Annotated in this window: 20 protein-coding genes and 2 pseudogenes; 16 read left to right on the forward strand and 6 right to left on the reverse strand. The window is 65.2% G+C overall.

The window, feature by feature from the left end:
• Window position 1 precedes the first annotated feature (1 nt).
• Window positions 2-775, reverse strand: coding sequence for a hypothetical protein (locus tag RIU96_RS07855; RefSeq protein WP_311204864.1), 774 nt, complete (start codon window positions 773-775; stop codon window positions 2-4).
• A 174-nt stretch (window positions 776-949) separates the two neighbouring features.
• Here RIU96_RS07855 and RIU96_RS07860 point away from each other — a divergent pair.
• A protein-coding gene (locus RIU96_RS07860) for an IS3 family transposase (protein ID WP_144779779.1) occupies window positions 950-2199 on the forward strand; the annotation gives its coding sequence in 2 pieces (ribosomal slippage) (window positions 950-1277 and window positions 1277-2199; 1251 coding nt in all).
• Here RIU96_RS07860 and RIU96_RS07865 read toward each other — a convergent pair.
• Window positions 2186-2638: a hypothetical protein gene (locus tag RIU96_RS07865; protein ID WP_311204865.1), complete on the reverse strand. Its 453-nt coding sequence runs from the start codon at window positions 2636-2638 to the stop codon at window positions 2186-2188. The genes RIU96_RS07860 and RIU96_RS07865 overlap by 14 nt on opposite strands.
• A gap of 233 nt (window positions 2639-2871) precedes the next feature.
• Between RIU96_RS07865 and RIU96_RS07870 the strand changes: the two genes are divergently transcribed.
• The 3 genes from RIU96_RS07870 to RIU96_RS07880 all read left to right on the forward strand — a co-directional run bounded on the left by RIU96_RS07870 (window position 2872) and on the right by RIU96_RS07880 (window position 5944).
• A complete protein-coding gene (locus RIU96_RS07870) occupies window positions 2872-4239 on the forward strand; it encodes a hemolysin family protein (RefSeq protein ID WP_144690612.1) in 1368 nt (455 codons plus the stop codon).
• Window positions 4236-5267 carry a CNNM domain-containing protein gene (locus RIU96_RS07875; protein ID WP_136651285.1) on the forward strand — a complete coding sequence of 344 codons (1032 nt, stop codon included), beginning with the start codon at window positions 4236-4238 and terminating at the stop codon, window positions 5265-5267. The genes RIU96_RS07870 and RIU96_RS07875 overlap by 4 nt, the downstream gene beginning before the upstream one ends.
• A gap of 98 nt (window positions 5268-5365) precedes the next feature.
• On the forward strand, window positions 5366-5944 hold the full coding sequence (locus tag RIU96_RS07880) for a YdcF family protein (RefSeq protein WP_311204866.1): 579 nt from the start codon (window positions 5366-5368) through the stop codon (window positions 5942-5944).
• Here RIU96_RS07880 and RIU96_RS07885 read toward each other — a convergent pair.
• Window positions 5941-7172: pseudogene (locus RIU96_RS07885) on the reverse strand (dicarboxylate/amino acid:cation symporter). The gene RIU96_RS07880 and the pseudogene RIU96_RS07885 overlap by 4 nt on opposite strands.
• Before the next feature lie 291 nt (window positions 7173-7463).
• On the opposite strand from RIU96_RS07885, the pseudogene RIU96_RS12005 reads away from it, so the two are divergent.
• From RIU96_RS12005 to RIU96_RS07930, 10 genes and pseudogenes are all read left to right on the forward strand, one after another.
• A pseudogene (locus RIU96_RS12005) lies at window positions 7464-8408 on the forward strand (peptide MFS transporter); the annotation flags it as partial.
• Between the two features lie 18 nt (window positions 8409-8426).
• On the forward strand, window positions 8427-8879 hold the full coding sequence (locus tag RIU96_RS12010) for an MFS transporter (RefSeq protein ID WP_396136756.1): 453 nt from the start codon (window positions 8427-8429) through the stop codon (window positions 8877-8879).
• Window positions 8880-8903: 24 nt separating this feature from the next.
• Complete coding sequence (polA, locus tag RIU96_RS07895; RefSeq protein WP_375545184.1) at window positions 8904-11543, forward strand: DNA polymerase I; 2640 nt, start codon at window positions 8904-8906, stop codon at window positions 11541-11543.
• Complete coding sequence (locus RIU96_RS07900; protein ID WP_136651282.1) at window positions 11527-12570, forward strand: winged helix DNA-binding domain-containing protein; 1044 nt, start codon at window positions 11527-11529, stop codon at window positions 12568-12570. The genes polA and RIU96_RS07900 overlap by 17 nt, the downstream gene beginning before the upstream one ends.
• Before the next feature lie 193 nt (window positions 12571-12763).
• On the forward strand, window positions 12764-14233 hold the full coding sequence (gene rpsA / locus RIU96_RS07905; RefSeq protein ID WP_136651281.1) for a 30S ribosomal protein S1: 1470 nt from the start codon (window positions 12764-12766) through the stop codon (window positions 14231-14233).
• Window positions 14234-14301: 68 nt separating this feature from the next.
• A complete protein-coding gene (coaE, locus tag RIU96_RS07910; RefSeq protein WP_136651280.1) occupies window positions 14302-14901 on the forward strand; it encodes a dephospho-CoA kinase in 600 nt (199 codons plus the stop codon).
• 55 nt (window positions 14902-14956) lie between these two features.
• A complete protein-coding gene (locus tag RIU96_RS07915; RefSeq protein ID WP_136651279.1) occupies window positions 14957-15310 on the forward strand; it encodes a DUF4259 domain-containing protein in 354 nt (117 codons plus the stop codon).
• Between the two features lie 24 nt (window positions 15311-15334).
• Complete coding sequence (gene uvrB, locus RIU96_RS07920) at window positions 15335-17428, forward strand: excinuclease ABC subunit UvrB (RefSeq protein ID WP_136651278.1); 2094 nt, start codon at window positions 15335-15337, stop codon at window positions 17426-17428.
• Between the two features lie 19 nt (window positions 17429-17447).
• A complete protein-coding gene (locus RIU96_RS07925) occupies window positions 17448-17906 on the forward strand; it encodes a universal stress protein (protein ID WP_259810402.1) in 459 nt (152 codons plus the stop codon).
• 2 nt (window positions 17907-17908) lie between these two features.
• Window positions 17909-18364, forward strand: coding sequence for a universal stress protein (locus tag RIU96_RS07930; protein ID WP_144318322.1), 456 nt, complete (start codon window positions 17909-17911; stop codon window positions 18362-18364).
• On the opposite strand, the gene RIU96_RS07935 is transcribed toward RIU96_RS07930, so the two are convergent.
• From RIU96_RS07935 to RIU96_RS07945, 3 genes are all read right to left on the reverse strand, one after another.
• On the reverse strand, window positions 18290-20575 hold the full coding sequence (locus RIU96_RS07935; RefSeq protein ID WP_311204867.1) for a HelD family protein: 2286 nt from the start codon (window positions 20573-20575) through the stop codon (window positions 18290-18292). The two genes, RIU96_RS07930 and RIU96_RS07935, sit on opposite strands and share 75 nt — an antisense overlap.
• Window positions 20576-20663: 88 nt before the next feature.
• Complete coding sequence (locus RIU96_RS07940; protein WP_246062676.1) at window positions 20664-21635, reverse strand: DoxX family protein; 972 nt, start codon at window positions 21633-21635, stop codon at window positions 20664-20666.
• 101 nt (window positions 21636-21736) lie between these two features.
• A complete protein-coding gene (locus RIU96_RS07945) occupies window positions 21737-22339 on the reverse strand; it encodes an MBL fold metallo-hydrolase (RefSeq protein WP_259808066.1) in 603 nt (200 codons plus the stop codon).
• 98 nt (window positions 22340-22437) lie between these two features.
• Between RIU96_RS07945 and uvrA the strand changes: the two genes are divergently transcribed.
• Both uvrA and RIU96_RS07955 read left to right on the forward strand, forming a co-directional pair.
• Window positions 22438-25293, forward strand: coding sequence for an excinuclease ABC subunit UvrA (gene uvrA, locus RIU96_RS07950; RefSeq protein ID WP_311204868.1), 2856 nt, complete (start codon window positions 22438-22440; stop codon window positions 25291-25293).
• A gap of 170 nt (window positions 25294-25463) precedes the next feature.
• Complete coding sequence (locus RIU96_RS07955) at window positions 25464-26756, forward strand: hypothetical protein (RefSeq protein ID WP_311204869.1); 1293 nt, start codon at window positions 25464-25466, stop codon at window positions 26754-26756.
• Window positions 26757-26775 lie beyond the last annotated feature (19 nt).

Below are 26775 nucleotides of genomic sequence, written 5' to 3' on the forward strand. Positions count from 1 at the left end.
TTTACAGCACCTCGATGCTGTAAGCCGTGTGCTCGCCAACCCGAGGTGCGCCCAACGGAAGGCTCGCATCCGATGGGAAATACATCGTCGTGGGATCAACTTTTAGGCGTACGCGCTTGCCAACGTAATCGAGCCACGGGCCGGTTTCGTCGCTAGTGCCGTACGGAGTAATCTCCTTGTCCCCGAGAGCGAGTAACGCTTTCTGCTCTGTGTCGCTTTCCCCGCCGAGCCGTTGTGCCGTCACGTCCCGGGGCGAATCAAACAAGAGCACAATGTACTCGTTGTTCGGATTGTCGTTATTGGGCGCGGGTCTCCCGTCTAGGACTTCAGCAGTACTCATGCTGACAACATTGCCCTCGTACACGTCTAACCCGCTCGCTTCGGCAGGTGGGTCTTCACCCGCGCGAAGGACGACCTTTGCGTTGTTGCCGCCGGTACACGTGATTTCGGTTCCAGAAGACTGACAGCTCATCGAGTAGGACGCCTTGGTTATCGGGCTGCGAGCCTCAACCGCGAAGCTCGGTCCTCCGTGGCTCTGAATCACGGCCCTAGCCACCTCAATGGCGAACTCGCACGACGTTTCCGTGGTGCCGGTGTAAACGCTTTGGCCGGGGACGGCCCCGCAGCGCTTGACCACGACAGAGGCCTCCGGCGTAGGCGAAGAAGTCGGCGGAGCCCATGTGCCACTTTCCAGCGCATCGAGGACGCTGCGGTCCGTGCTCGGGGTCCAGGTGATCTCCGCCCGGTCGTCGGCGTAGACGTCGCCGCTCGCCACGGCCGTTTTCGCGCCTGCCGAAACCAGACTTTGGTCCTCGACGGCAAAGCGCTCGACATCAACAGATTGCGCAACTGACTGCCACGTGAGCTGGTAAAGTCCGCGGACCTGACCCCTTGGCGGTGGACACGCTGAAACCAGCATCTCGCTGGGAAAGTGAGGTACCTTTCCACCATGCCACGCAAGACCTACACCGAGCAGTTCAAGCGTGACGCAGTGTCGTTGTACGAGTCGACCCCCGGAGCCACGATCAACGCGATCGCCTCCGATCTCGGGGTCAACCGCAACTCCCTGCGCACCTGGCTCGACGCCTTCGGCACCGGCACCAAAACTAACGCCAACGGTGAAAAAGTCGCCAGCCCGATCGCCGCAGCCAACAGCGAACGCTCCCCGGTTGAAGGACTCTCCGATGCCGAGCGGATCCGCGTGTTGGAACGCGAGAACGTCAAGCTCCGGGAGGAACGAGAGATCCTGCGCAAGGCGGCCAAATATTTCGCGGAAGAGACGAACTGGTGAACCGCTTTCAGTTCGTTGATGACCACCGAGACTTCTACGAGGTCAAGCGGTTATGTGAGGTCCTGAAGGTCAACCGGTCCTCGTATTACAAATGGAAATCTGCTGCTCCTGCCCGCCGGCGACGCCTCGTCGCTGACGCGGCGCTGGGAGCGAGGATCAAGGCCGTGTTCAAGGCCGAGAACGGCTGTTACGGGGCGAAACGTGTAACTGCGGCGATCAACGCCGATCCCGCCAACGACCGGGGCAAGGGCGGCCGTCTCAATCACAAGCGCACCGCCCGGCTGATGCGGCAGATGGGCCTTTTCGGCTACACCAGGAAACGCCGGGTGAAGACCACCGTGTCCGCGAAACGTGCGCCTAAATTCCCTGACCTTCTGAAACGCCGGTTCACCGCGGAGAAACCGAACAAGGTCTACGTCGGCGATATCACGTACCTGCCGATCGCGGACGGGTCGAATATGTACCTGGCCACGGTCATCGACTGCTATTCGCGGCAGTTGACCGGTTTCGCGATCGCCGACCACATGCGCACCGAGTTGGTCGAAGAAGCCCTCACGATGGCTCACGGGGTCCGAGGTAGCCTTGACGGGGCGATTTTTCACTCGGATCACGGCAGTGTCTATACCTCTGAGCAGTACCGGAGGTTATGTGAGCGGTTCGGTGTCACCCAGTCGATGGGTACGATCGGGACGAGTGCGGACAACTCGTTGGCGGAGTCGTTCAACGCCTCGTTGAAGCGGGAAGTCCTGAAGGACGAGCCTGTTTTCGCCAGTCAGCTGGTGTGTCGCCGGGACGTGTTCCAGTGGTGCATCCGGTACAACACCCAACGGTTGCACTCGTGGTGTGGCTACCGCTCGCCGAACGCCTTTGAAGCCGCCGAATCAGCTACACTTACTATCGCATCTTGATTAAATCCCCGTGTCCACTTTCCAGGGGTCGGGCCCCGCTGCCCGAGCGTGACGACGCAACAGCCGCGCGGCCCCCGCCCGCGGATCCGGCTCCGGAAATCAGCACTTCTTGGGTATTAAAAAGCGCCCCGCTTTCGGGCATGCTGAACACAGTGACAGGCGCCCAGTAGTCGCTCGCGTCCGCCTGCAGCAGCAGCTCCGGGGAATCATCGCCCGTCACCTCGGCAAGGGCGTAGGAGTAGGTCCCCGCAGGCTCGAAGCCCGAGGTCAAGTTGTAGTCGTACGCATCGGGATTATCGAGGACGTTGGAATAGGCGTCGGCAAGCGAGGGCGAAGTTTCTGAAGTTTCTGAAGTTTCTGGGGGCGCCGGTGCCGTGCACGAAGCCAAGGACAGGGCGCACAACGCGGCGGCGGCAGCGCGGACGAGGCGGGGATTCATTGGCGGACTCCTACGCGTAGGCAATGGATGCACTCATTGTGCACCTCAATTGAGTGAGATGCTCAGCGCTTCCCAACATGACCGAAAACCTGTACACTACTGATCGTTCTCTACGCGGCCCCATCAGCGATGCGCAAGGCCGCCCATCTACAGAAGAGGTTAATACTCCGAATGGAGCCCCCTGAACGGCCCACCTGTTGTAAACGCACCGCACGCGCGGGGGAGGTGGGCTCGTGCTAGCGGCAGTCGGTGCTCTGGTTATTGGCCTTCTCGTTATCGGCGTGATCATTGTGGCCAACGGCTACTTCGTCGCCCAGGAATTCGCCTACATGTCCGTCGACCGCACCCAGCTGCGGGCCCGTGCCGAGGGCGGGGACGCCAAGGCCGCCAAAGCGCTGAAGATCACCGACCGGACGTCGTTCATGCTCTCCGGCGCCCAGCTCGGCATCACGGTCACCGGCCTGCTCGTCGGTTTCGTCGCGGAACCGCTTGTCGGTGAGGCGCTGGGCACGCTGCTCGGGGGAGTGGGCTTTCCGCCGGCGGTCTCCATCGGCGTCGCCACGGTGCTCGCCCTGGCCTTGTCGACGATCGTGCAAATGATCTTCGGCGAGCTCTTTCCCAAGAACTACACCATCGCCGCGCCGATGAAGTCATCGCTCGCGCTCGCGCCATCGACCGCGCTGTACCTCAAGCTCACCGGCTGGCTGATCACATTTTTCAACGTCTCATCCAACGCCTTCCTGAAGCTACTGCGCATCGAGCCGGTCGAAGACATTGACTCATCCGCCACCGCCGAGGACCTCGACCACATCCTCAGCCAATCGCGCGAGAGCGGCGACCTCGACGACCGCACCTTCATGATCCTCGATCGCTTGCTCGACTTCCCCGACCGCAACGTCGGCCACGCCATGATCCCGCGCTCGCGTGCCGACGTCCTCGCGCCCGACGACACCATTGGCCACGCGCGCGAGCTGATGGCAAGCGCCCACACGCGCTACCCGATCATCGACAAAGAGCACGTGCCCGTCGGTGTGCTGCACCTCCTCGACGTGCTGGGCACCGAGCTTCCCGACGCCACCCCCGTCAGCGCCCTGATGCGCCCGGCGGTCGTCGTCCCAGAGCTGATGAGCCTGCCCGACGCCGTGACCCAGCTGCGCAGCGAAGGCGAACGGCTCGCCAGCGTCATCGACGAGTACGGCGGGTTCATCGGCATCATCACCCAGGAGGACATGGCCGAGGAAATCCTCGGCGATGTCGCCGACGAGCACGACCTGCCGGTATCCGAGGACATCGCGATCGCGGGGGAGAACCAGTGGATCGTCGGGGGAGACACGCCCCTTGACGAGGTCGAACGCACCATCGGCCACGACCTGCCCGCCGGCGACTTCGAGACCATCTCCGGACTCGTGCTGGCGGAGGCAGGCGGGCTCGTCGATTCCGGCGAGACACACGACATCGAACTCGCCGCGGAGCCCGAGGACTACCTCGACGGGGACGAAGCCCCGGTGCGCATTTTGAGGGCTGAGGTTGAAAGTGTGGAAAGGCACGTGCCGGGCGTCGTCAAGCTCACGCTCATTGAGGAAGAAGGGGACGAACAGTGACCGAGTGGTACATAGCCCTGCCCGCGACAATTGTGCTGATTGCGCTGTCGGCGTTCTTCGTCATCATCGAGTTCGCGCTGCTCGCGGCGAGGCGCCACCGCCTCGAAGAGACCGCGGAAACCTCGGCGGCCTCACGCGCCGCGCTGCGCAGCCTCAATGAGCTAACGCTCATGCTCGCCGGCGCGCAGCTCGGCATCACTGTCTGCACCTTCGCGCTCGGCGCGATCACGAAACCCTGGGTCCACGACGCGATGATGCCGATGTTTACGGCACTTGGCCTGCCGTACACGGCGGCGGATGTGGTGTCGTTCGTGCTCGCTCTGTTTGTGGTCACGTTCATCCACCTCGTCATCGGCGAGATGGCGCCGAAGTCCTGGGCGATCACGCACCCGGACACGGCGCTGCGCTTCATCGCGATCCCCGCCCGCGGGTTCATCGCGATCTTCCGGCCGCTGCTGACGTGGATCAACCGGGTGGCGAACCGCCTGGTGGTCAAGGCGGGGGAGGAGCCCGTGGATCGCGCGGCGGCGCGCGGCTACGACTACGAAACCCTGAATCTCCTGGTCCAGCACTCGCGAGAGACGGGCGCGCTGGATAGCGCTTCCGCCGCGCAGATTACCGGCGTCATCGAGCTCGAGCGCGAGACCGTTGGCGCGGTGGTTACTGCACCGCGGACGCTGCCCCGCGACGCCACCGTGGCCGTCGTACAGCGCGCTGCGCTGAAAAGCGGCGACTTGCGCGTGCTTCTCGACGCCGGCCCCAGCGTGGTCCACGTCCGAGACACGCTACGCGCCGCCCCCGAGGCGCCGGCCGCTCAGTTCTCCCGCCCGGCGCTCACGCTGCCGGCGCAGACGTCTATTTCGGACGCGTTGGAGCAGATGCGGATGCGCAACGAACAGGTCGTGGTGGTCACCGACGACGCCGACAGCTCAGTGGTGCGCGGGGTCCTGACCTGGGACCACGTTCTCAACCAGCTGTGGCCGAGCATCGCCGCCGAGCTGGACCGCGTACAGGCGGAAAGGGAATAACATTCACCCAAGACTACCCCCGGCTCAAGCGGGCCGCTAGACTGGCGGCGGTTTGACAATAGGTGTCAACAAAAGTGGCGACAGAATGGAGTCCCAAGGTGGCAACTGGCTTCACTATGCGGCGTACGATCGCGGCGGCACTCGCCGCGGCATGCGTGGCGACGCTCGCTCCGGCAAACGCGCAGGCGGCGGGCTTGAACGACTTGGCCACGGGCCTGAAGGCCTCGCCGCTCGGTGTGGCCGCGGCCCACGCCGTGCTCTTCGACTCCCGCGTCCCCATCGTCGTGTTGGGAGCGCGCCTGAACCCTGATTGCTCGGCCCCGGCGGTCCTCGATGACCGCCTCGCCACCGCCCGTGGCGTCGCGCTGCTGCACCCCGCCAACCCGATCGTGGTCACCGGCGGGCACACCCAGCCCGGCTGCCAGACGGAGGCGGAGTACATGCGCGACTTTTTAGTGAGGACCTTGGTGGACCCCGCCCGCATCCACGTTGACACCACCGCCTACTCGACGGTAGGCAACGCCCAGGCCACCGCGGACAGTGCCGGAAGCTCCGGCAACGTCATGCCGGTCGGCGTGCTCGTGACCTCTCCGAATCACATTCCACGCGCGATCGACACGTACACCAACGCCTCCGGTAACGCGCTGTGGCTCGCGGTCCCGTCGACGGTGAACTAGGCGCTGACTTTTTCCCAGGCTGAGCGGTTAATGATCTGCTCGCGCTTGGCGACGATCGTGGCAACGAGCGATTGCCCGGTGACGTTGACGGCGGTGCGCCCCATGTCCACAATCGGCTCGATGGCGAGCAGCAGGCCAACGCCCGCGAGCGGCAGGCCCAGCGTGGACAGCGTCAGCGTGAGCATCACGGTGGCGCCGGTCGTGCCGGCCGTCGCCGCGGAGCCGAGCACCGCGGTGAGCACGATGAGGAAGTAGTCCGCGATACCCAGCGGGATGCCGTAGAACTGGCTGACGAAGATCGCCGCTACCGCCGGGTAGATCGAGGCGCAGCCGTCCATCTTGGAGGTGGCGGCCAAGGGCATGACGAAGGACGCGTACTCGCTGGGCACACCCATGGATTTCTCGACCGTGCGCTGGTTGACGGGAAGCACGCCGAGGGACGAACGGGTGACGAAGCCGAGCGTCGTCACGGGCCACACGCGCTTGAAGAAGACCGCGACGGGCAGGCCGTTGAGCGCGAGCAGGGCGGGGTAGAAGCCGAAGATCACCAGCGCAAGGCCGACGTAGATGGCCAGCACGAACATGCCGAGCGAGCCGAGCGCCTCCCAGCCGTAGGTGGCCACGGCGTTGCCGATCAGCGCGGCGCTGCCGATCGGGGCGAGGCGGATGACCCACCACAGCGCGACCTGGATGATCTCGAGCAGGGATTCGGAAAACGCGATGAACGGCTACGCCTTCGCACCGGCTTTGACAGCAGCGATGCCGATCGCCAGCGAGATGACGAGGATCTGCAGGACGTTGAACCCGATGGAGCGCTCGCCGTCGTTAGCCACATCAGCGCTAATGCCGAGGAAGTTCTCGGGCACCACCGAGTTAATGAAGGCGAGCCAGGAGCCCGACGACGAGGGCTCGACCGCGGCGGAAGGATCCACCGTGGAGTTCGCGCCCGGTCGGATGACCAGCGCGACCGCGATGCCGATGAGCACCGAGACGAACCCGGTGATGGCGAACCAGATCAGGGTCTGCCCGCGAGCCGCGCGGCGTTGGTCACCTTGCGCAGGTTGGCCACGGAGGTCACCACCGCGGTGAACACGAGCGGCGGAATCAGAAGCTTCAACAGCTGCACGTACGTGGAGCCGGTCCAGTTCAAGATCCCACCGAGCCACTCGACATCCCCGGCACGGGCGATGAACCCGAGGATGAGGCCGACTACAAGGCCGGTGAGCACCTGCGCACCGAAGCCGAACTACTTCACCGGCTTTCCTTCCACGATGATGAGATACAAGCGAACCAAGCGGTCTACTGGAAACTGACGAATAAACTGTTTCACCACTTCGCAACGATTCAGAAGCCCAACATATTTCCCGGCCACAAAACGTACAAATCGGTCTATGCACCTAAATTGAACGATACTAGTCGGTATCCCTTTCACGGGCAGGGCAAAACGCAGTGATGCACTAGGCCGATGAGCAATCAATCAGCAACGCGGCCACGCGACGGCTAGCGCCAGTTCCTCGGCCACCCGTGGGGCCTGGCTAATCTCGCCGGCGTGGAGATGTGGGAGCGCTTCAGCTTTTATGGCCTGCAGGCGCTTCTCGCTTTCTACCTCTACTACTCCGTGTCGGACGGCGGGCTCGGGCTCAGCCAGGAAGCGGCGCTGTCCATCGTCGGTGCGTACGGCGGCTTGGTGTATCTGACCAGCGTCGCCGGGGCGTGGGTCGCCGACCGCATCCTGTCGGCGGAGCGGACCCTGTTTTACTCCGCCATCCTGATCATGTTCGGCCACATCTCGCTGGCGGTGATCCCCGGCTTCAGCGGCGTCGGCATCGGGCTGGTGAGCATCGCGGTCGGCTCGGGTGCGCTGAAAACCACCTCCCAGGTACTGCTCGGCGACCTGTACAGCCGTGAGGACAAGCGTCGCGATGGCGGCTTTTCCATCTACTACATGGGCGTCAACATCGGCGGGCTCCTCGGCCCACTGATCACCAACGCGTTCTGGGGGTGGAAGGGCTTCCACTGGGGCTTCGGCACCGCCGCCGTGCTCATGGCGATCGGCCTGGCGCAGTACGTGCTGATGCGCCGCCACACCGTGGAAACCGCTGGCCATGAGGTGGCCAACCCACTGCCGCGCTCCCGTTACGTGCCGGTCGCGCTCGGTGTAGTCGCGGCCGTCGCGCTCGTGGCCGTGCTCATCGCCACCGGGGTAGTCAAGCTCTCGCACCTGTCCACCATCGTGGTGGTCTTAACCCTAGTGACGGCGGTGACGCTGTGGGTGCAGATGCACCGCTCGGATCTGGTGACCGGAGAGGAGCGTTCGCGGCTGATCGGCTTCATTCCGATGTTCGCCGCCTCCGTGGCGTTTTGGTCGGTGTTCCAGCAGCAGTTCACGGTCGTCGCCCTGTACTCGGACGAGCGCCTGAACCGCACGTTCTTCGGCTACGAGCTGCCGCCCGGCGTGGTGTAGTCGCTGAACCCCCTCTTTGTGATCCCGTTCGCCGGCGTCTTCGGCGTCGTCTGGACCAAACTGGGCTCGCGCCAGCCGTCGTACGCCACGAAGTTCTCGCTGGCGCTTTTCATCATCGGCCTGGCCACGCTCGTGTTCCTCCCGTTCGTCGGCGGCGGGCCGAACTCGACGCCGTTCTGGGCGATCGTTGTCATCCTTTTCCTGTTTACCATGGCCGAGCTCATGCTCAGCCCCGTCGGCAACTCGATGGCCACGCTGGTCGCCCCGCAAGTGTTTCCCACTCGCGCGTTCGCGCTCTGGCTGCTCTCGGTCGCATTGGGCACCGCCATGTCGGGCACGCTGGCGGGCTTCTACGACCCGTCGAGCGCGGCGTCGGAACGCACGTACTTCCTCACCACCGCCGCGGTCATGCTCGCCGTCGGCGTCGCGATCTTCGCCTCCCGCAGGTGGATCACCGCGAAGCTGGGGTAGGCGCGCCTGGCTAGACTGGGCAGCGTGACTCAACGCCTTTTGCTTATCGACGGCCACTCCATGGCATTCCGGGCCTTCTTCGCGCTTCCGGCGGAGAACTTCTCCACCTCGGGCGGCCAGCACACCAACGCGGTGTACGGCTTCCTCTCGATGTTCGCCAACATCATCGCCGAGGAGAAGCCGACCCACGCCGCGGTCGCCTTCGACGTGGGGCGCAAAACGTTTCGCACGGAGCGCTTCCCCGAGTACAAGGCGCAGCGCGAGGCTTCGCCGCCGGAGTTCAAGGGCCAGGTGCCGATCATCGAGGAAGTCCTGGGCGAGCTCGGTATCGTGACGCTGTCGAAGGAGAACTACGAGGCGGACGACATCGTCGCCACGCTCGTGACCGAGGCGCGCGCCGGGGGCGACTTCGAGATCGTGCTCGTCTCGGGCGATCGCGACTACATTCAGCTTGTCGACGCCTCCACCACGCTGCTCTACCCCATGCGGGGCGTGTCCAACATGACGCGGTTTACCCCGGAGTCCGTGGAGGAGAAGTACGGCCTGACCCCGGCGCAGTACCCCGACTTCGCGGCCCTGCGTGGCGACCCGTCGGACAACCTGCCCTCGGTGCCCAAGGTGGGGGAGAAGACCGCGACCAAGTGGATCACCGAGTACGGCGATCTCGAAGGGCTCATCGAGCACGCGGACGAGATCAAGGGCGTGGCGGGCAATAACTTCCGCGAGCGCATCGACCAGGTGCGGCTCAACCGCGAGCTGACGCAGATGGTCACGGACGTTGAGCTGCCGGTCGGCCCGGAGGACCTGGAGATGAAGCCGGCCGACGTCAACGCGGTTGCCAGCTCGTTCGACGACCTGGAGTTCGGCGTCAACCTGCGCGAGCGCGTGCTCGCGGCCGTGCCCACGACGGGAGAGGCACCCGCGCCGGAGACGGCCGAGCTCGCCGACGTAGAGATCGACGACGCGCCGCTGGATACGTGGCTCACAGAGCGCGACGGCCAGGGCCTCGCGGTGGTGGTGACCGGCAACGGCGCTCCCGGGCGGGGAGATGCGTCGGCGCTGGCGGTCGTCGATAAGCAGCGCCGCGGAGTCCATAAGGAGCTCGCCGAGCTTACTCCCGCGGAGGATTCCGCTTTGAAGGCCTGGGCCGAGTCGGAGGATCCGAAGTACCTGCACGACGCGAAGACCGTGTTCCACATGCTCAAGGGCCGCGGCATCACCCTGCGTGGCATCGCGCACGACACAGCGATCGCGGCCTACCTGCTGCGGCCTGGCCAGCGCACCTACGAGCTCAGCGACGTGTACCAGCGCCACCTGCAGCGCCAGCTCAACCTCGGCGGCGACCAGCTCAGCCTGCTCGGCGATACCTCGCTGGTGGACGCGGCCGCGGCGGTGCTCGAGCTCGCCGAGGAGCTCAGCACGCAGCTGCGCGGCATCGACTCCTACGACTTGTACGCCGACCTCGAGCTGCCGCTGGTATCGATCCTCGCGGAGATGGAGCACGCCGGCATCGCCGTGGACGTCGACGTGCTGGAGGGCCAGCTCAAGGACTTCGCGGCCAAGGTCACCCAGGTCGAGGAGGAGGCCCGCCAGCTTGTCGACGAGCCCTCGCTGAACCTGTCGAGCCCCAAGCAGCTCTCAGTGGTCCTGTTTGACAAGTTGGGGCTGCCGAAGACGAAGAAGACCAAGACTGGGTATTCCACCGCGGCTGGCGAGATCGAGGCCCTGGCGGAGAAGAACCCCCACCCGTTTTTGGACAAGCTGCTGGCACACCGCGAGTACCAGAAGATGAAGTCCACCATCGAGGGCCTGATCAAGGCGGTCGCCGACGACGGGCGCATCCACACCACCTTCAAGCAGACCGTCGCGTCCACGGGCCGGCTGTCCTCGGTGGACCCGAACCTGCAGAACATCCCGGTGCGCACCGAAGCTGGTCGGCGCATCCGCTCCGCGTTTACCGTGGGCTCCGACTACGAATGCCTGCTTACCGCCGATTACTCGCAGATTGAGATGCGCGTGATGGCGCACCTGTCGCAGGACTCAGGCCTGATCGAGGCCTACCGCGAGGGCGAGGACCTGCACAACTTCGTCGGCTCGCGCGTCTTCGATGTGCCCATCGACCAGGTCACCCCGGAGCTGCGCCGCCGCGTCAAGGCCATGTCCTACGGCCTCGTCTACGGCCTGTCGGCGTACGGGTTGTCCAACCAGCTCTCCATCTCCGCGGGCGAGGCGAAGAGCATCATGGAGAGCTACTTTGAGCGCTTCGGCGGGGTCAAGCGCTACCTGGACAACGTGGTGGAGCAGGCGCGCCGCGATGGCTACACCTCCACGGTCTTCGGCCGGCGCCGCTACCTGCCGGAGCTGATCAGCGACAACCGCGTCGCCCGCGAAAACGCCGAGCGCGCCGCACTGAACGCGCCGATCCAGGGCTCGGCCGCGGACATTATCAAGGTGGCGATGATCCGCGTCGACCGCGCGCTGGAGCCGTTTGCATCGCGGGTGCTGCTGCAGGTCCACGACGAGCTCGTCGTGGAGGTCGCGCCCGGGGAGCTGACGGGGGTACGCGAGATCGTCGAGCGCGAAATGGACTCCGCCATTACCTTGCGCGTGCCGCTGGAGGTCTCCGCCGGGACGGGTGAAAACTGGGATGAAGCAGCGCACTAGGGCCAGGGCGCGTCTGCTTTCCCAGCGGCTCGTGGGCCACGGGTGGCCCAGCGCCGTGGACGCGGTGCGCGCGTTCGGGCTGATGCAGGGCCAGGAAACGACGGTCTTTTCCTCGATCGCGCTGCGCAATGCCGGCGGCATCGACTCGGTCGCTGCCGCACTCGATGGCCACGAGATCGTGCGAGCCTACCCGATGCGCGGCACCGTCTTCGTTGCCTTGGCAGCGGACATGCGCTGGTTGACCGAACTGTTGGCCAAGCCCGGCGTCGCTGGCGCGCTTCGCAATGCCGATGCCGCGGGGGTGAGCCCCGCGCGTATCGACGCGATCCGCGACGCCGTCCTCGAACACGGGCCCGTTGACAACGCCCAGTACAAGGCAATCGTCGCCCGAGTGCTGGACAGTCCGGAGCCCGTCAATGCGATGGTGTATCGCTCCCGCTACGTCTTGCTTGTCGACGGCTCCTGCGCCTACCTCGGACGCAACCAGCTACTCGGCCCGGCGCCCGCAGCACCCGGGATCGCGGAGCGGTTCAACGGGCAGCGCCAAGATGCGGTCGACGAGCTGGTGCGCCGCTACGTCGCCACGCACGGGCCCGTCACCAGCGAAGACGTGACCTGGTGGTCTAAGCTCGGCGTACGTGAGGTGCGCACCGCGCTTGAGCATCTAGGCGACGACTTCACTCGCGACGGCGAGGACTACTTCCACGCGTCACTGCCCGAGGTGCTTGATGCAACCCCAGCCTCGGCGTTTCGCGAGCCGCACCTGCTGCCCGCGTTTGACGAGTACATCCTCGGTTACAAGGACCGCCTGTTCGCGATGACCGAGGAGGTCCACACCCACCTTGCCCCGCGCAACATGGGAATCTTCCGCAAGTCCATCGTGGTCGACGGTGTTGTCCGAGGGACGTGGAAAGGTGCCGGCGGCACACTCGTCATCGACGACGTGGGAGGGGTGCCCAAGTACGCCCATGCCGGTGTGCGGCGTAAGTTCGCTGCCTACCCAGCGCTCGGGGCCGTCGAGATGTAACCGTGATAGGCAAGGGAGGCCGTGTTGCCCTTGAGAGCGCGAAAGACTAGCATGTCAAGGGCGTATCTGCGTTTCGGGGCGGTTTTAAGCTTTGTAGGAGGGCTTGAACCGTGCCCAAAATGAGATCACTGCACGTGAGAGATGCGCCACTGTCCACTTTCGATCTCCTATTTCTTCGGAGCACTTAACAAATATGCCCACTTCCAACGCACCCCAGGTTGCCATCAACGACATCGGCAGCGCTGAGGACTTTCTCGCCGCAGTAGACGCGACCATCAAGTACTTCAATGATGGCGACATCGTCACCGGCACCGTCGTCAAGGTCGACCACGACGAGGTTCTCCTCGACATCGGGTACAAGACCGAAGGCGTCATCCCGACCCGCGAGCTCTCCATCAAGCACGACATCGACCCGGATGAGGTCGTCGAGGTCGGCGACGAGGTCGACGCTCTCGTCCTGACCAAGGAGGACAAGGAAGGTCGGCTCATCCTGTCCAAGAAGCGCGCGCAGTACGAGCGCGCCTGGGGCACGATCGAGGAGCTGCAGAACAACGACCAGCCCGTCACCGGTACGGTCATCGAGGTTGTCAAGGGCGGCCTCATCCTCGACATCGGCCTGCGCGGCTTCCTGCCGGCGTCCCTCGTCGAAATGCGCCGCGTCCGCGACCTGGACCCCTACATCGGCCAGGAACTCGAGGCAAAGATCATCGAGCTGGACAAGCACCGCAACAACGTGGTCTTGTCCCGTCGCGCCTACCTGGAGGAGACCCAGTCCGCGGTCCGCTCCGACTTCCTGCACCAGCTGCAGAAGGGCCAGGTGCGCAAGGGTGTCGTTTCCTCCATCGTCAACTTCGGCGCCTTCGTCGATCTCGGCGGTGTTGACGGCCTGGTGCACGTCTCCGAGCTGTCCTGGAAGCACATCGACCACCCGTCCGAGGTTGTCACCGTCGGCGACGAGGTCACCGTCGAGGTTCTCGACGTCGATCTCGACCGCGAGCGCGTTTCCCTGTCGCTGAAGGCGACCCAGGAGGATCCGTGGCGCGTCTTCGCCCGCACCCACGCTGTGGGTCAGATCGTTCCGGGCAAGGTCACCAAGCTGGTGCCGTTCGGTGCGTTCGTCCGCGTCCAGGAGGGCATCGAGGGCCTCGTCCATATCTCCGAGCTGGCGCAGCGCCACGTCGAGGTTCCGGACCAGGTTGTCGGCGTCGGCGAAGAGGTCATGGTCAAGGTCATCGACATCGACCTTGAGCGTCGCCGCATCTCCCTGTCGCTCAAGCAGGCTGACGAGGACTACACCGAGGAGTTCGATCCGTCCCGCTACGGCATGGCCGACTCCTACGACGAGCAGGGTAACTACATCTTCCCGGAGGGCTTCGACCCGGAGACCAACGAGTGGATGGAGGGCTTCGACGAGGCCCGCCAGGAGTGGGAGGCACGCTACGCCGAGGCAGAGCGTCGCCACCAGGCTCACACTGCCCAGATCGAGCGCCACCGCGCGGCTGCTGCAGAGGCAGCCGAGCAGGGTGCGGACCAGTCGAACTACTCCTCCGAGTCCGCGGACGCTGCAGCTCCGGCAGCCTCCGACTCGGAAGAGTCCATCGGCGGTTCGCTGGCGTCTGATGAGCAGCTCGCTGCACTGCGCGACAAGCTCGCTGGTAACTAAACCGGCAGGTAGTCTGCGCGTGTGAAAAGGCCCCTTCGGGGGCCTTTTTCGTTGTCTAGGATGGGTCCATGCTAAAAATCGGGCTCACTGGAGGAATCGGAAGCGGTAAGTCGACCGTCGCTAAGCTTTTGCGCGAAGCTGGCTACCCGGTCGTCGACGCGGACCAGGTCGCGCGCGACAACATGGAGCCAGGCTCGCCGGTCCTGGCCGAAGTCGCCAAAGCGTTTGGCGATGACATTGTGCTTGATGACGGCAGCCTCGACCGCGCGGAACTCGCCCGCAGGGCGTTTTCGGACGAGGAGCGTACGCGCACTCTCAACGCGATTACCCACCCGGCGATCCGCGCGGAATCGGACCGGCGCTTTAACGTGCTGGAGGCGCAGGGCGCGGCCGCGGCCGTTTACGACATGCCCCTGCTCGTGGAGCTCGGCCTCGACGAGGAGATGGACCTGACCATCGTGGTGGATGTCGACCCGGAAGAGCGCGTGAGCCGGCTCGTCAGCAGCAGGGGCCTCGACGAGCAGGACGCGCGCAACCGCATCAGCAGGCAGATCTCGGATGCGCAGCGCAGGGAAAAGGCGGATGTTGTGATCGACAACAACGGGTCGCTCGAGGAGCTTAAACAGCGGGTGAACGAAGTCGTCGTGCGCATTGGTAAGATGTTATGAACCGTTAAACTATTGGCAAAGTCCCATTAAGAAGACTGGCCTAATGTGTTTCCTCATGGGTACGTGGAATTGGGGCCCCTTCGACAACGACGTCGCAACGGAGACCGTTCAGCAGCTGGCGGACGGTACTTTTCGCATGGACCAATTCCGTTTCGATTGCGAGACCACACCACTCGACAGCGAGCAGGGCCAGGCCCTCGTCGTCCTCGCCGCGGTGATGAACGGCTTCGTGCCGGACCAGCGCTTCGAGTCCGCCCGCGCGTACAAGTTCGCGTTCAAGGACCGGCGCTGGGTCGAGTCGAAGGTCAAAGAGGTGATCCAGCCCCGCGGCTCCGAGCTGTACGAAATGTGGGCGGACGCTGGCGAGCTGCAGCAATGGCTCGACGCCACAGCGCGCGTCGTGCGCTAGCGGCACCTGGCTAGACTAGGGTGCATGGCATTTGCGGCAGAGCACCCGGTTATCGCGCACTCAGAGTTTCGCCCCGTCGGCGAGATCGAGCGGCGCGAAAAGCCCTTCGAGGTTATCTCCGACTATCAGCCGTCCGGTGACCAGCCCGCGGCGATCAAGGAGCTCGACGAGCGTCTCAACCGCGGTGAGAAGGACGTCGTCCTGCTCGGCGCGACGGGTACGGGTAAGTCTGCGACGGCGGCCTGGTTGATCGAAAAGCAGCAGCGTCCGACCCTCGTGATGGCGCCGAACAAGACGCTGGCGGCGCAGCTTGCCAACGAGTTGCGCCAGCTCCTGCCGAACAACGCGGTGGAGTACTTCGTCTCGTACTACGACTACTACCAGCCGGAGGCGTACATCGCGCAGACCGATACCTACATCGAGAAGGACTCGTCGATCAACGACGACGTTGAGCGCTTGCGGCACTCGGCGACCTCGGCGCTGCTGTCGCGCCGCGACGTGGTCGTGGTCGCCTCCGTGTCGTGTATTTACGGCCTCGGCACCCCGCAGTCCTACCTCGATCGCTCCATCGTGCTGCGCCAGGGCGAGGAGATCGAGCGCGATCGCTTCCTTCGCCTGCTTGTCGACGTCCAGTACGAACGCAACGACATCGACTTCAAGCGCGGCACGTTCCGCGTCAAGGGAGACACCGTCGACATCATCCCCGCGTACGAGGAAGTGGCGGTGCGCGTGGAGTTCTTCGGCGACGAGGTCGACGAGCTGTACTACATCCACCCGCTGACCGGCGAGGTGCTCAGTAGGGAAGAGGAGGTCCGCATCTTCCCCGCGACGCACTACGTCGCCACCGACGAACGCATGGAAAAGGCGATCGAGGCGATCAAGCTCGAGCTGGCGGGCCGGCTGGAGGACCTGGAGAACCGCGGCAAGCTGCTCGAGGCGCAGCGCCTGCGCATGCGCACGGAGTACGACCTGGAGATGATCCAGCAGGTCGGGTTCTGCTCCGGCATCGAGAACTACTCGCGCCACATGGACGGGCGCCCGCCAGGTTCTGCGCCGGCGACGCTGATCGATTACTTCCCCGAGGACTTCCTCACCATCATCGACGAATCCCACGTCACCGTCCCGCAGATCGGCGGCATGTTCGAGGGCGACATGTCGCGGAAGCGCAACCTGGTGGAGTTCGGTTTCCGCCTGCCGAGTGCGGTGGATAACCGCCCGCTGAAGTTCGACGAGTTCGAGGCGCGGATGGGCCAGGTGGTCTACATGTCGGCCACGCCCGGGGACTACGAGCTCGAGGCCACCGGCGGCGAGTTCGTCGAGCAGGTGATCCGCCCGACCGGCCTGGTGGACCCGCAGGTGCACGTGCGCCCGACGAAGGGCCAGATCGACGACCTGATCGAGGAGATCCGCCAACGCGTCAGCCGCGACGAGCGCGTGCTCGTGACCACCTTGACCAAGCGCATGGCGGAAGACCTCACGGACTACCTGCTCGACAACGGCATCAAGGTGCGCTACCTGCACTCGGATATTGATACCCTGCAGCGCGTGGAGCTGCTGCGCCAGCTGCGCCTCGGCGAGTACGACGTGCTCGTCGGCATCAACCTCCTGCGCGAGGGCCTCGACCTGCCGGAGGTGTCGCTGGTGGCCATCCTGGATGCAGACAAGGAGGGCTTCCTGCGCTCGACGAAGTCCCTGATCCAGACCATCGGCCGCGCGGCCCGCAACGTCTCCGGCGCCGTGATCATGTACGCCGACAAAGTCACCGACTCGATGCGCGACGCGATCGAGGAGACGGAGCGGCGCCGAGAGAAGCAGCTCGCCTACAACGCGGAGCACGGGATCGATCCGCAGCCGCTGCGCAAGAAGATCGCGGACATCCTCGACCAGGTCTACGAGAATGCCGATAGCGATCAGGCGTCTGGCGGCGAAGCCGCGGTCGTCGAAAAGCCCGATGTGAGTTCGATGACGTCCAAGGACGTGCAGAAGCTTATCGACGACCTGACCGCGCAAATGGGAGCCGCCGCGCGCGAGCTGAAGTTCGAGCTGGCCGGCCGGCTGCGCGACGAGATCGCGGAATTGCGCAAGGAACTGCGTGGTATGAAAGAAGTCGGAGTTTAGGAAAGGATTTATTGCAGATATGCACACGTATTCTTCTATCGCCGTCGGCACGGACGGCTCGGCGACATCGCTCGTGGCGGTGCGCGCGGCCGCGAGCATGGCGCGAGTGTACGACGCCGACTTGACCGTCATCTGCGCGCACTACAGCGCGAACACCTCGCTGCTGAACTCCAGCAACGCCGAGCAGTCGAAGGTGCATATCGTCACCGATGACGACGCCGCTCGCATCCTCGGCATGGCCGAGGACATTGCTCGCGAGGAGCAGGCGCCGCGGATCAACTTGATGGCCAAGCCCGGAATGCCCGCAAACGTGCTTCTCGACGCAGTGCAGGAAACCGGCGCGGACCTGCTCGTCGTGGGCAACAAGGGGATGCGCACCCTGGCGGGCCGGATCTTTGGCAACATCCCCGGTGATGTGGCGAAGAAGGCTCCGGTCGACGTCGTGCTGGTGGACACACGCGCGGAAGGCCACGACTAACCATGGAATCGATCAGCGCTCGCGACTACACAACCGTTGTCGTCGGAAGCGACGGCTCGAAATCCTCCCTGCTCGCGGTCGAGCGGGCGGCGCGCATCGCCGCTGCCTTCGACGCGGATCTCATCATCGCCACGGCCTACTACGCCTCTGATGAGGAGGCGGCCCGCACCCCGCGGATGGATTCGGTGACCATCCTGGGTGATGAGCAGGCCCGCGCAAACCTCGAAGAGGCCGAGGCCCATGCGCGCTCCGCCGGCGCGCAGCGGGTCCAGATCGCCACCCGCGCCGGCACCCCGGTGGAGGCACTCATGGGAGTCGTCAACGACTTTGACGCGGATCTGCTCATTGTGGGCAACAGGGGGATCAACACGCTGACCGGGAGGCTATTGGGCTCGGTGCCCGCCGACGTCGCCCGGCAGTCCGACTGTGACGTCATGATCGTCCACACCGTGAAGTAGCCCGCCCTCGACGTCGCCGATTACGGTCAGCGTCTGGGTCGCGCGGGTGACGGCAACGTACAGGTCCTGCCAGCCCTGCGGTGAGGCGTCGATAAGCTCCTGCGGCTCCACGACCGTCACGTGGTCGAACTCGAGGCCCTTGATCTCGGCGACGTTGTCGGCGGTGATCACGGCACTCGTGCGCCCGTCGCTTGGCGACGGGGGTTGTACCCCCGAAGGCAGCACACGCACCGGGTGACCGGTGGAGCGAATCGCGGTGGCCGGCTGCGCCTCCGGGTCGATCTCAGCCAGGATGCGGTCGGCGAGCACCATGATCTCCGCCGGGGTGCGGTAGTTCACGCTCAGCTCGTGGACCTTGAAGCGCGTGCCCACGAATGGCTCCAAGGTGGCCGCCCAGTCGTCGGTGCCGGAGGGAGCCGAGGTTTGGGCGGTGTCGCCGACCAAGGTCATCCAGCGCGACGGCGAGCGCCGAAACACCATCCGCCACTCCATGGGGGAGAGCTCCTGGGCCTCGTCGACGATCACGTGGCCGTACGCCCAGGTGTGGTCCTCGCGGGCGCGCTCGGCGGTGGAGCGCACGTCGGTGACGCGCTGGCGGCGCGCGAGGGTCTCGGCGTCGATGATGTCGTGCGCGGAGAGGATCTCGGCCTCGAACTGGTCGTCGTCGTTGTCCGTCGACGCCGAGGAGGACAGGATGTCGAGCGCGTCCTCCGCCTCGGCGACCTGGCGGCGCCACTCGTCCTCCTCCGCGCGGCGCGCCTCCTCCGGGTCGGGCACACCGATCAGCTCCGCCAGCTCGTCCACCAGGGCGGTATCGGCGGGCGTGGTGGGGGAGCCGGGCGGGCGGTAGAGCGCCTCGCGGGTGTAGTCATCGTAGTCCGAGGCCACCTCTGCGATCGCCTCCCGGCTGGTCAGCAGCCCCTCGAGCACGGAGGTGGGCTCCAGGGCGGGGAAGTGGGCGTCGATAAGCGACTGCACCTGCGGTTCCTCGGCGAGGTCGTCGTGAAGCTGGTCGACGTCCGCGGCGCTGAGCAGGTTCACGCCGCCGAGCGGGTCCTCGCCGATGCGGTGGGCGAGCGCCTCCGCCAGAAGCTGCGTCAGGTGCTCAGCGAAGACGGGGCGTGCCGCGTTGTGGGGCTTGCGCGAGCGGCGCGCCCGGGTGCGGGCCGCCTTGACCATTGCGGGCGTGGCCTCGATGGTGACCGAGCCGATCCGCAGGGCCACCGGCTCGTCCGGCACCGTTTCCAGCCGCTGTACGGCGCGCTTGAGCACCGTCACCATCTCCGCCGAGCCCTTCACCTCCCGCGCGGCCGTGGACTCCCGGTGTGACTCGGAAGTGAAACCGGGCACGAGCGTATCGACGGTCGACAGGACCACGCCGGTCTCGCCGAGCTCGGGCAGCACCCGGGAAATGTAGTCCAAAAACGTCGCGTTCGGGCCGACAATGAGCACGCCCGCGCGCGAGAGCTGCTCGCGCCACGTGTACAGCAGGTACGCCACGCGGTGAAGCGCCACGGCGGTCTTGCCCGTGCCCGGGCCGCCCTGGACGACGAGCACGCCGCGCGTGGCATCCCGGATGATCTCATCCTGCTCACGCTGGATCGTCTCGACGATCGAGCGCATCCTGCCGGTGCGCGCGGCGTTCATCGCGGCGCGCAGGGCGGCCTCGGAGCCGACGTCGGAAAGCCTGTCTGAGGCGCCCTCGCCGGAGAGCCCCTCGTCGTCCACGGCGGTCACGGTGCGCCCCCGCATGCGGATTGTGCGCCGCGTCTCCACTCCTTCCGGGTGCGCCGTGGTGGCCAGGTAGTACGGCCGGGCCATCGGGGCGCGCCAGTCCAGCAGGAGGGTGCGGTAGTTGTCGGCGCGGTCCTCCATACCGATGCGCCCGATGTAGCGGCGGTCCAGCTCGGGCCTGCCCTCGACGGGGTTGTCGGCGTCGGAGTCTGCTATGTCGAGGCGGCCGAAGACGAGGCCCACCTCGGCCACGTTGAGGGTATCCAGCTTGGCGTTGAGCGCGTGGTACTGCGTTTCGCGCCGCACCAGCGCGTCGGAGTCGGGGTTGTCCGGGTCGACGTCGGCCTGCACCTTATCGAGCTGGGCGCGCGCGGCGGCCACCTCGGCGTCGAGACGCGAAAAGAGCATGTCCGCGTAGGCCTGCTCCCGGTCAATCTCCGGCGATCCACTCAACCGCGGGCCTCCTTTGTGGGTCATAACGTCAATACAGAAAGCGCCATTCTACCAACGGCGAAACCCCGCCACCGGTGTGGTGACGGGGTGAGCGCTTGCGCTGACGGAAAGACTAGCCGAGCTTCTTCTGAGCCTGCTTCACGGCCTTCTCGGCGCGCTTCTGCAGCTGTTTGACGTTCTTCTCAGCCTTGCGCTTCTGGCGACGCGAGGGTGCCAGATCCAGATCGGAGAACGCGTCCTGCAGGTTGGACACGGCGTCCTGGGCGCGGTTCTGCACCTTGGAGGCCTTGCGCTTTGCCTTGACCTTGTCCAGAGCGGACGGGGAGAGGTCATCCAGGGTGGACTGCAGGGTGTCAGCGATGTTGTTTGCGGTGGACTTGACCTTGCGCTTCGCTACAAACTGCTCCAGCTTGTTCGGCTTCGCGTCCTGGTAGGCCTCCTGCGCCTGGGTGGTCGCGTCGTCGATGAAGCTCGACGCGGAGGACAGGAAGTTCGAGGTCTGCTTCTTTGCGTCTTCCGCGAGGTTGGACGCGGTCTTTGCCCAGTCGTCCTTGTTGTCGTCGACGTAGGAGGTGACCTGGTCGGTGGTCTCGGAGATCCAGTCGCCAGCCTTGCTCAGAGCCTTCTCGGACTCGGATTGGGTCGGCAGCGCCTGCTGGACGTTCTTCTTGGCCACGCGAGCGGCCTGCTTGGCGCGCCACTGCAGGCCCGGGTTACCGGCGGTGTCGACGGTGGCGAGGAGTATGCCGCCGAGCAGGGCGGCGTCGGAGATGGCACCGCTACGGCGACGTGCCTTCTCATCCTCGTCGGTAGCCTCCCAGAACGCGTGGCGGCCCACGAGGGAAGGGATGGCGGTCACGGCGAGCAGGGTCGCCGCGGTGCGCGGTGCCTTGCCCAGCGCAAACAGGGAGCCAGCGCCAGCCTTGACGCCACCCACGATCTGCGCTGCGGTCTCCGGGGAAGACGGCAGGTACGCACGGTACGGGGCGGGGACGACGGAGCGGAGCTTGGTCAGCACGGACTCTGCGCTCTCGCGGTGAGCGGAGGGGTTAATGACGGTTTCGACGCCATCAATCACGTACACGGACGCGAGCATAGGGCGTGCAAGCTTGCGGATCATATAGACAAACCTTCTTCGTATTCGAATCTGTTTCTTGCTTGTCCCTTTATCTTAACGAAAAACAATTACCACCGTCGCCGCCACCACTCGTCAAGCGAGGCGCGCTCTTTGCCCAGGGTCGTCGGTTCACCGTGGCCAGGCCGGACGATGGTGGCGTCGGGGTAGACGTCGAAAAGCTTGGTGGTCACTTCCTTAAACAGGCGCACGAACTCGCCCTCGCCCGCGGTCTTGCCCAAACCGCCCGGGAACAGGGAATCTCCGACGAAGGCGTTCGGGGTGCCGTCGATATCGACGACCACCGCCGCGCCGCCGGGGGTGTGGCCGCGCAGAATCATCGTGTTCAGGCGCTGGCCGGCGAACTCGATGGCGTCGTCGTCGCCCAGCTCCACGTCCACCGGCGCGGGCAGCGCGGGCGCGTCGAGGAACGACGCCCAGTGGCGCGCCCCGGTGCGCTCCAGGACCTCCGGCAGCGCGCGGGTGTGGTCCTCGTGGCGGTGGGTCGTCAGGACGTCAGTGATCTCCACGCCGGCCTCCTCGGCCAACCGGAAGATGGCGGGGGCGTCGGCGGCGGCGTCGATAAGCAAGCCCTTGCCCTCGCTGGCGATGAGGTAGACGTTGTTGTCCATGTCGGACACGGAAATCTGGTGAAGAGTAAACGTGGTGCTCATGTGGGCCAGCCTAGCTACTCGCTTAGCGGTTGGGGTGCAATCGCTGGTATGTTCGGGGGCTGTTGCTTACCCACTTGAACAGCGGAGGAATACACAAGGTGGCTGACCGTCTCACCGTGCGCGGCGCGCGCGAGCACAACCTCAAAGGCGTCGACCTTGACCTGCCGCGCGACAAGATGGTCGTGTTCACCGGGCTGTCGGGTTCGGGGAAGTCCTCGCTGGCTTTTGACACGATCTTTGCGGAGGGCCAGCGCCGTTACGTTGAATCGCTGTCCTCGTACGCGCGAATGTTCCTCGGTCAGATGGACAAGCCCGACGTCGACTACATCGATGGGCTCTCGCCGGCGGTGTCCATCGACCAGAAGTCCACGAACCGCAACCCGCGCTCCACCGTGGGCACCATCACCGAAATCTACGACTACCTGCGCCTGCTTTACGCGCGCGCCGGCACCCCGCATTGCCCCGTGTGCGATGCCGAGATCAGCCGCCAGACCCCGCAGCAGATCGTCGACCAGATTCTCGAGCACGAGGAACGCACCAAGTTCCAGGTCCTCGCACCCATCGTACGCAAGCGCAAGGGCGAGTTCGTGGACCTGTTCGCGGACCTCGCCGCTCAGGGCTACGCACGCGTCACCGTCGACGGGGAGACGCATCAGCTCTCTGACCCGCCGAAGCTGGAGAAGCAGATCAAGCACACCATCGACGTCGTCGTCGACCGCCTGCAGGTCAAGGAGAGCCAGAAGCAGCGGCTGACCGACTCCGTGGAGACCGCGCTCAAGCTTGCCGACGGCCTCGTCTCTGTCGAGTTCGTCGACCTCGACGAATCCGACCCCGAGCGCTACCGCATCTTCTCGGAGAAGATGGCCTGCCCGAACGGCCACAGCCTCGACGTCGAGGAGTACGAACCCCGCGCGTTTTCGTTCAACGCCCCCTTCGGTGCCTGCCCGGCGTGCGACGGCCTGGGCACCCGCAAGGAAATCGACATCGACCTCGTCGTCCCCGACCCGGACGCCCCGGCCGTCGACGCGTTCCAGCCCTGGAACTCGTCGCCGAACAAGGGCTACTTTGTCAAGCTCATCGAGGCGTTGGCGGGCGAGGAGGGGTTCGACGCGCACGCCCCGTTCTCCTCGCTGACGGCGACGCAGAAGAAGCACCTGATCCACGGCTCGTCGACAAAGGTCAGCGTCAAGTACAAGAACCGCTACGGCCGCCAGCGCGGGTTCACCGCCGCCTACGAGGGCGTGATCGGCTACCTCGAACGCAAGCTGGAGCAGGCCGAGTCGGAGCACCAGAAGGACCGGCTGCTCGCCTACACCCGCGAGATTCCCTGCCCAACCTGTAAGGGCGCGCGCCTGAAGCCGGAGATCCTGGCGGTTCGCCTTGCTTCGACCACCCACGGCGAGCTCTCCATCGCCGGCCTGACCGAGCTGTCCATTGAGGAGGCCTCCGAGTATCTGGATCACCTCGTGCTCGGCTACCGCGAGGAAATGATCGCCGGCGCGGTGCTGCGAGAGATCCAGGCGCGCCTGCGCTTCCTGCTCGACGTGGGCCTAAGCTACCTCACCCTGTCGCGCTCCGCCGGCACCCTGTCGGGCGGCGAAGCCCAGCGCATCCGCCTGGCAACCCAGATCGGCTCGGGGCTCGCGGGCGTGCTCTACGTCCTTGACGAGCCGTCGATTGGCCTGCACCAGCGCGACAACCTGCGCTTGATCCGCACGCTAAAGAAGCTGCGCGACCTGGGCAACACGCTGATCGTGGTCGAGCACGATGAGGACACCATCAACGAGGCCGACTGGCTTGTCGACGTCGGACCGCGCGCCGGTGAGTACGGCGGCGAGATTGTCTACCAGGGCGAGCCCGCCGGGATCCTGAAGGCGAAGAACTCCATCACCGGCGACTACCTGTCCAAGCGCAAGGAGATCGCGGTGCCGGCCGAGCGACGCCCGATTGATAAGTCGCGCATGCTCAAGGTCGTCGGCGCGCGCGAGAACAACCTGGACAGCGTCAGCGTCAGCATTCCGCTGGGTGTCCTCGTCGCGGTGACCGGGGTGTCCGGATCGGGCAAGTCGACCCTGGTTAACCAGATCCTGGCGAAGACTCTGCAGAACCAGCTCAACGGCGCCCGCCAGGTGCCGGGTCGGGTAAAGAAGATTGAGGGCATCGACCACCTGGACAAGCTGGTGCAGGTCGACCAGAGCCCGATTGGCCGCACCCCGCGCTCGAACCCGGCGACCTACACTGGTGTCTTCGACAAGATCCGCAACCTCTTCGCCGAAACCCAAGAGGCGAAGGTCCGCGGCTACAAGGCGGGCCGGTTCTCCTTCAACGTCAAGGGCGGGCGCTGCGAGGCGTGCCACGGCGACGGAACGATCAAGATCGAGATGAACTTCCTGCCGGACGTCTACGTCCCTTGTGAGGTGTGCGAGGGCGCGCGCTACAACCGTGAAACGCTCGAGGTGCGCTACAAGGGCAAGAACATCGCAGAGGTGCTCGACATGCCCATCTCTGAGGGCGCCGAGTTCTTCGAGCCGATCACGTCCATCCACCGCTACTTGAGCACGCTTGTCGACGTCGGCCTGGGCTACGTCCGCCTCGGCCAAGCCGCCACCACGCTCTCCGGCGGTGAGGCGCAGCGCGTCAAGCTGGCCGCGGAGCTTCAGAAGCGTTCCAATGGCCGCACGATCTACATCCTCGACGAGCCCACCACTGGCCTGCACTTTGAGGACATCCGCAAACTCATGATGGTGCTGGGTGGCCTGGTGGACAAGGGCAACACGGTGCTTGTTATTGAGCACAACTTGGATGTGATCAAGTCCGCCGACTGGATTATCGACATGGGCCCGGAGGGCGGCTCGGGCGGCGGCAACGTCGTAGCCGAGGGCACCCCGGAGGACGTCGCGGCCGTCGAAGAATCCTTTACCGGCCAGTTCCTAGCGAACATTCTGGGCTCGTAGGGCGGCCACCCCCAAAGGGTGGAGACGAAAGTAGACGCCGCGTAACAAAGCTCCACGTTGCGCGGCTTTGGCCCGATCTATTTTCGTCCCAAGGTTCCTCTCAGTGCTTCCGCGGCAAGCCTCTTATTCGTACTCTTTGAAAAGTCCTATTCCTGCAACCAAAGGGCACTATGAATATCAAGGCAGCCATTATCGCGGTGCTCACCGCGGCCTCGGCCACAATCGCGCTCGGGCCCGTCCCCGCATCCGCCGCTGATATCCCCCCGATGCCGCAGGGCTACCCGATTCACAAGCTCTACCAGACCTGCACCCAGACCGACGCCCACGCACAGGGCTACCCGCAGTGGCACTACGGCGAGACCGCCCGTCGTTACCTGAGCGATGGTGTGCTTGAGTTTAAAAACACGACGAGCCAATCAGTGGATTACACGGCCGAGGTGGAGAGCGGAACCAACCACGTGATCTCGGCGAACTCTCGCGCGGAGCTGCCGTCGGGGTGGAGCACGACCGCCCGCTCCGACATCGGCTTGACCACCGACAATGGCTGGGTGCAGGGGGAGACGTTTGGCCCGATCAAACTCGCCCCGGGTGAAACCTTCCGCGTCGAGTTCGGTGTGCTGGAAAAAGACTTTATCTCGATGATGGTCACCTGCCAGGGCGGGTTCTACCAGAACATGGCTGGCACCGATGTGGTCCGAGGCACCGGTCCCGCAGAGCGCTACGCGTTTGCGCACATCATCCGCGCTGACGGCACCGTCGATCAGCAGGCACTGCAGGTTCCTGCCCGCGCACAGGGCGCCAACAGCAAGCCCATCGACAAGCCGTACAACACGATTACGGGGCCGAGCCTGGAGAAGGTCGCCGACCCGCGCAACGACCGGGTGGTTAACCCCGTGACCACTCCGCAGCGTGACGCAAGCTGGCCCGCCTTCGGCTCGTGTTGCGACGCGGCGATTCCGCTGTGGTACCCGCACGAGTTGTCGGGGATCGCGCCGACGTTCCGTAAGCCCGGCTACTCCCAGGACTTCTTGAACTGGTCCGACGGCGAGCAGACGTACACCCCGATCGTGGATCACGTCGTCGGCGCCAAGTTCAACGGAGAGATGAACTACCGCGGCAACGGCGGCCGCCTGCCCGCCGGTTGGCTCGAGTCAGTCGGCGCCGTCCAGCGCGCGTACATGCCCGTCGGCACCGCCTTGAACCAGGTAGTCCTCCAGCCCGGCGAACGCGTGCGCGTTGAGTACGGCACCACGATGATGCGCGTGCAGTACTCGGAGTACTCGTGCGGGACCTCGGGAGCGAACCGCAAGTACGACCGGGTCGCTCAGAAGCCGGTGGCGACCGCGCCCGCTGGATTCTGGGCCGAGGCGACGATCACCTCACCCGACGGCAGCGTCCGCACTCAAGATGTCACCCCAAGCGAGTGGGCGCACCTGCCTGTTCCTACCCAAACCCTCTACTAACCAGTCACACCCTCTTAAG

Origin of the sequence: Corynebacterium sp. Z-1, assembly GCF_031844665.1 — a bacterium.
Lineage (GTDB): Bacteria > Actinomycetota > Actinomycetes > Mycobacteriales > Mycobacteriaceae > Corynebacterium > Corynebacterium sanguinis.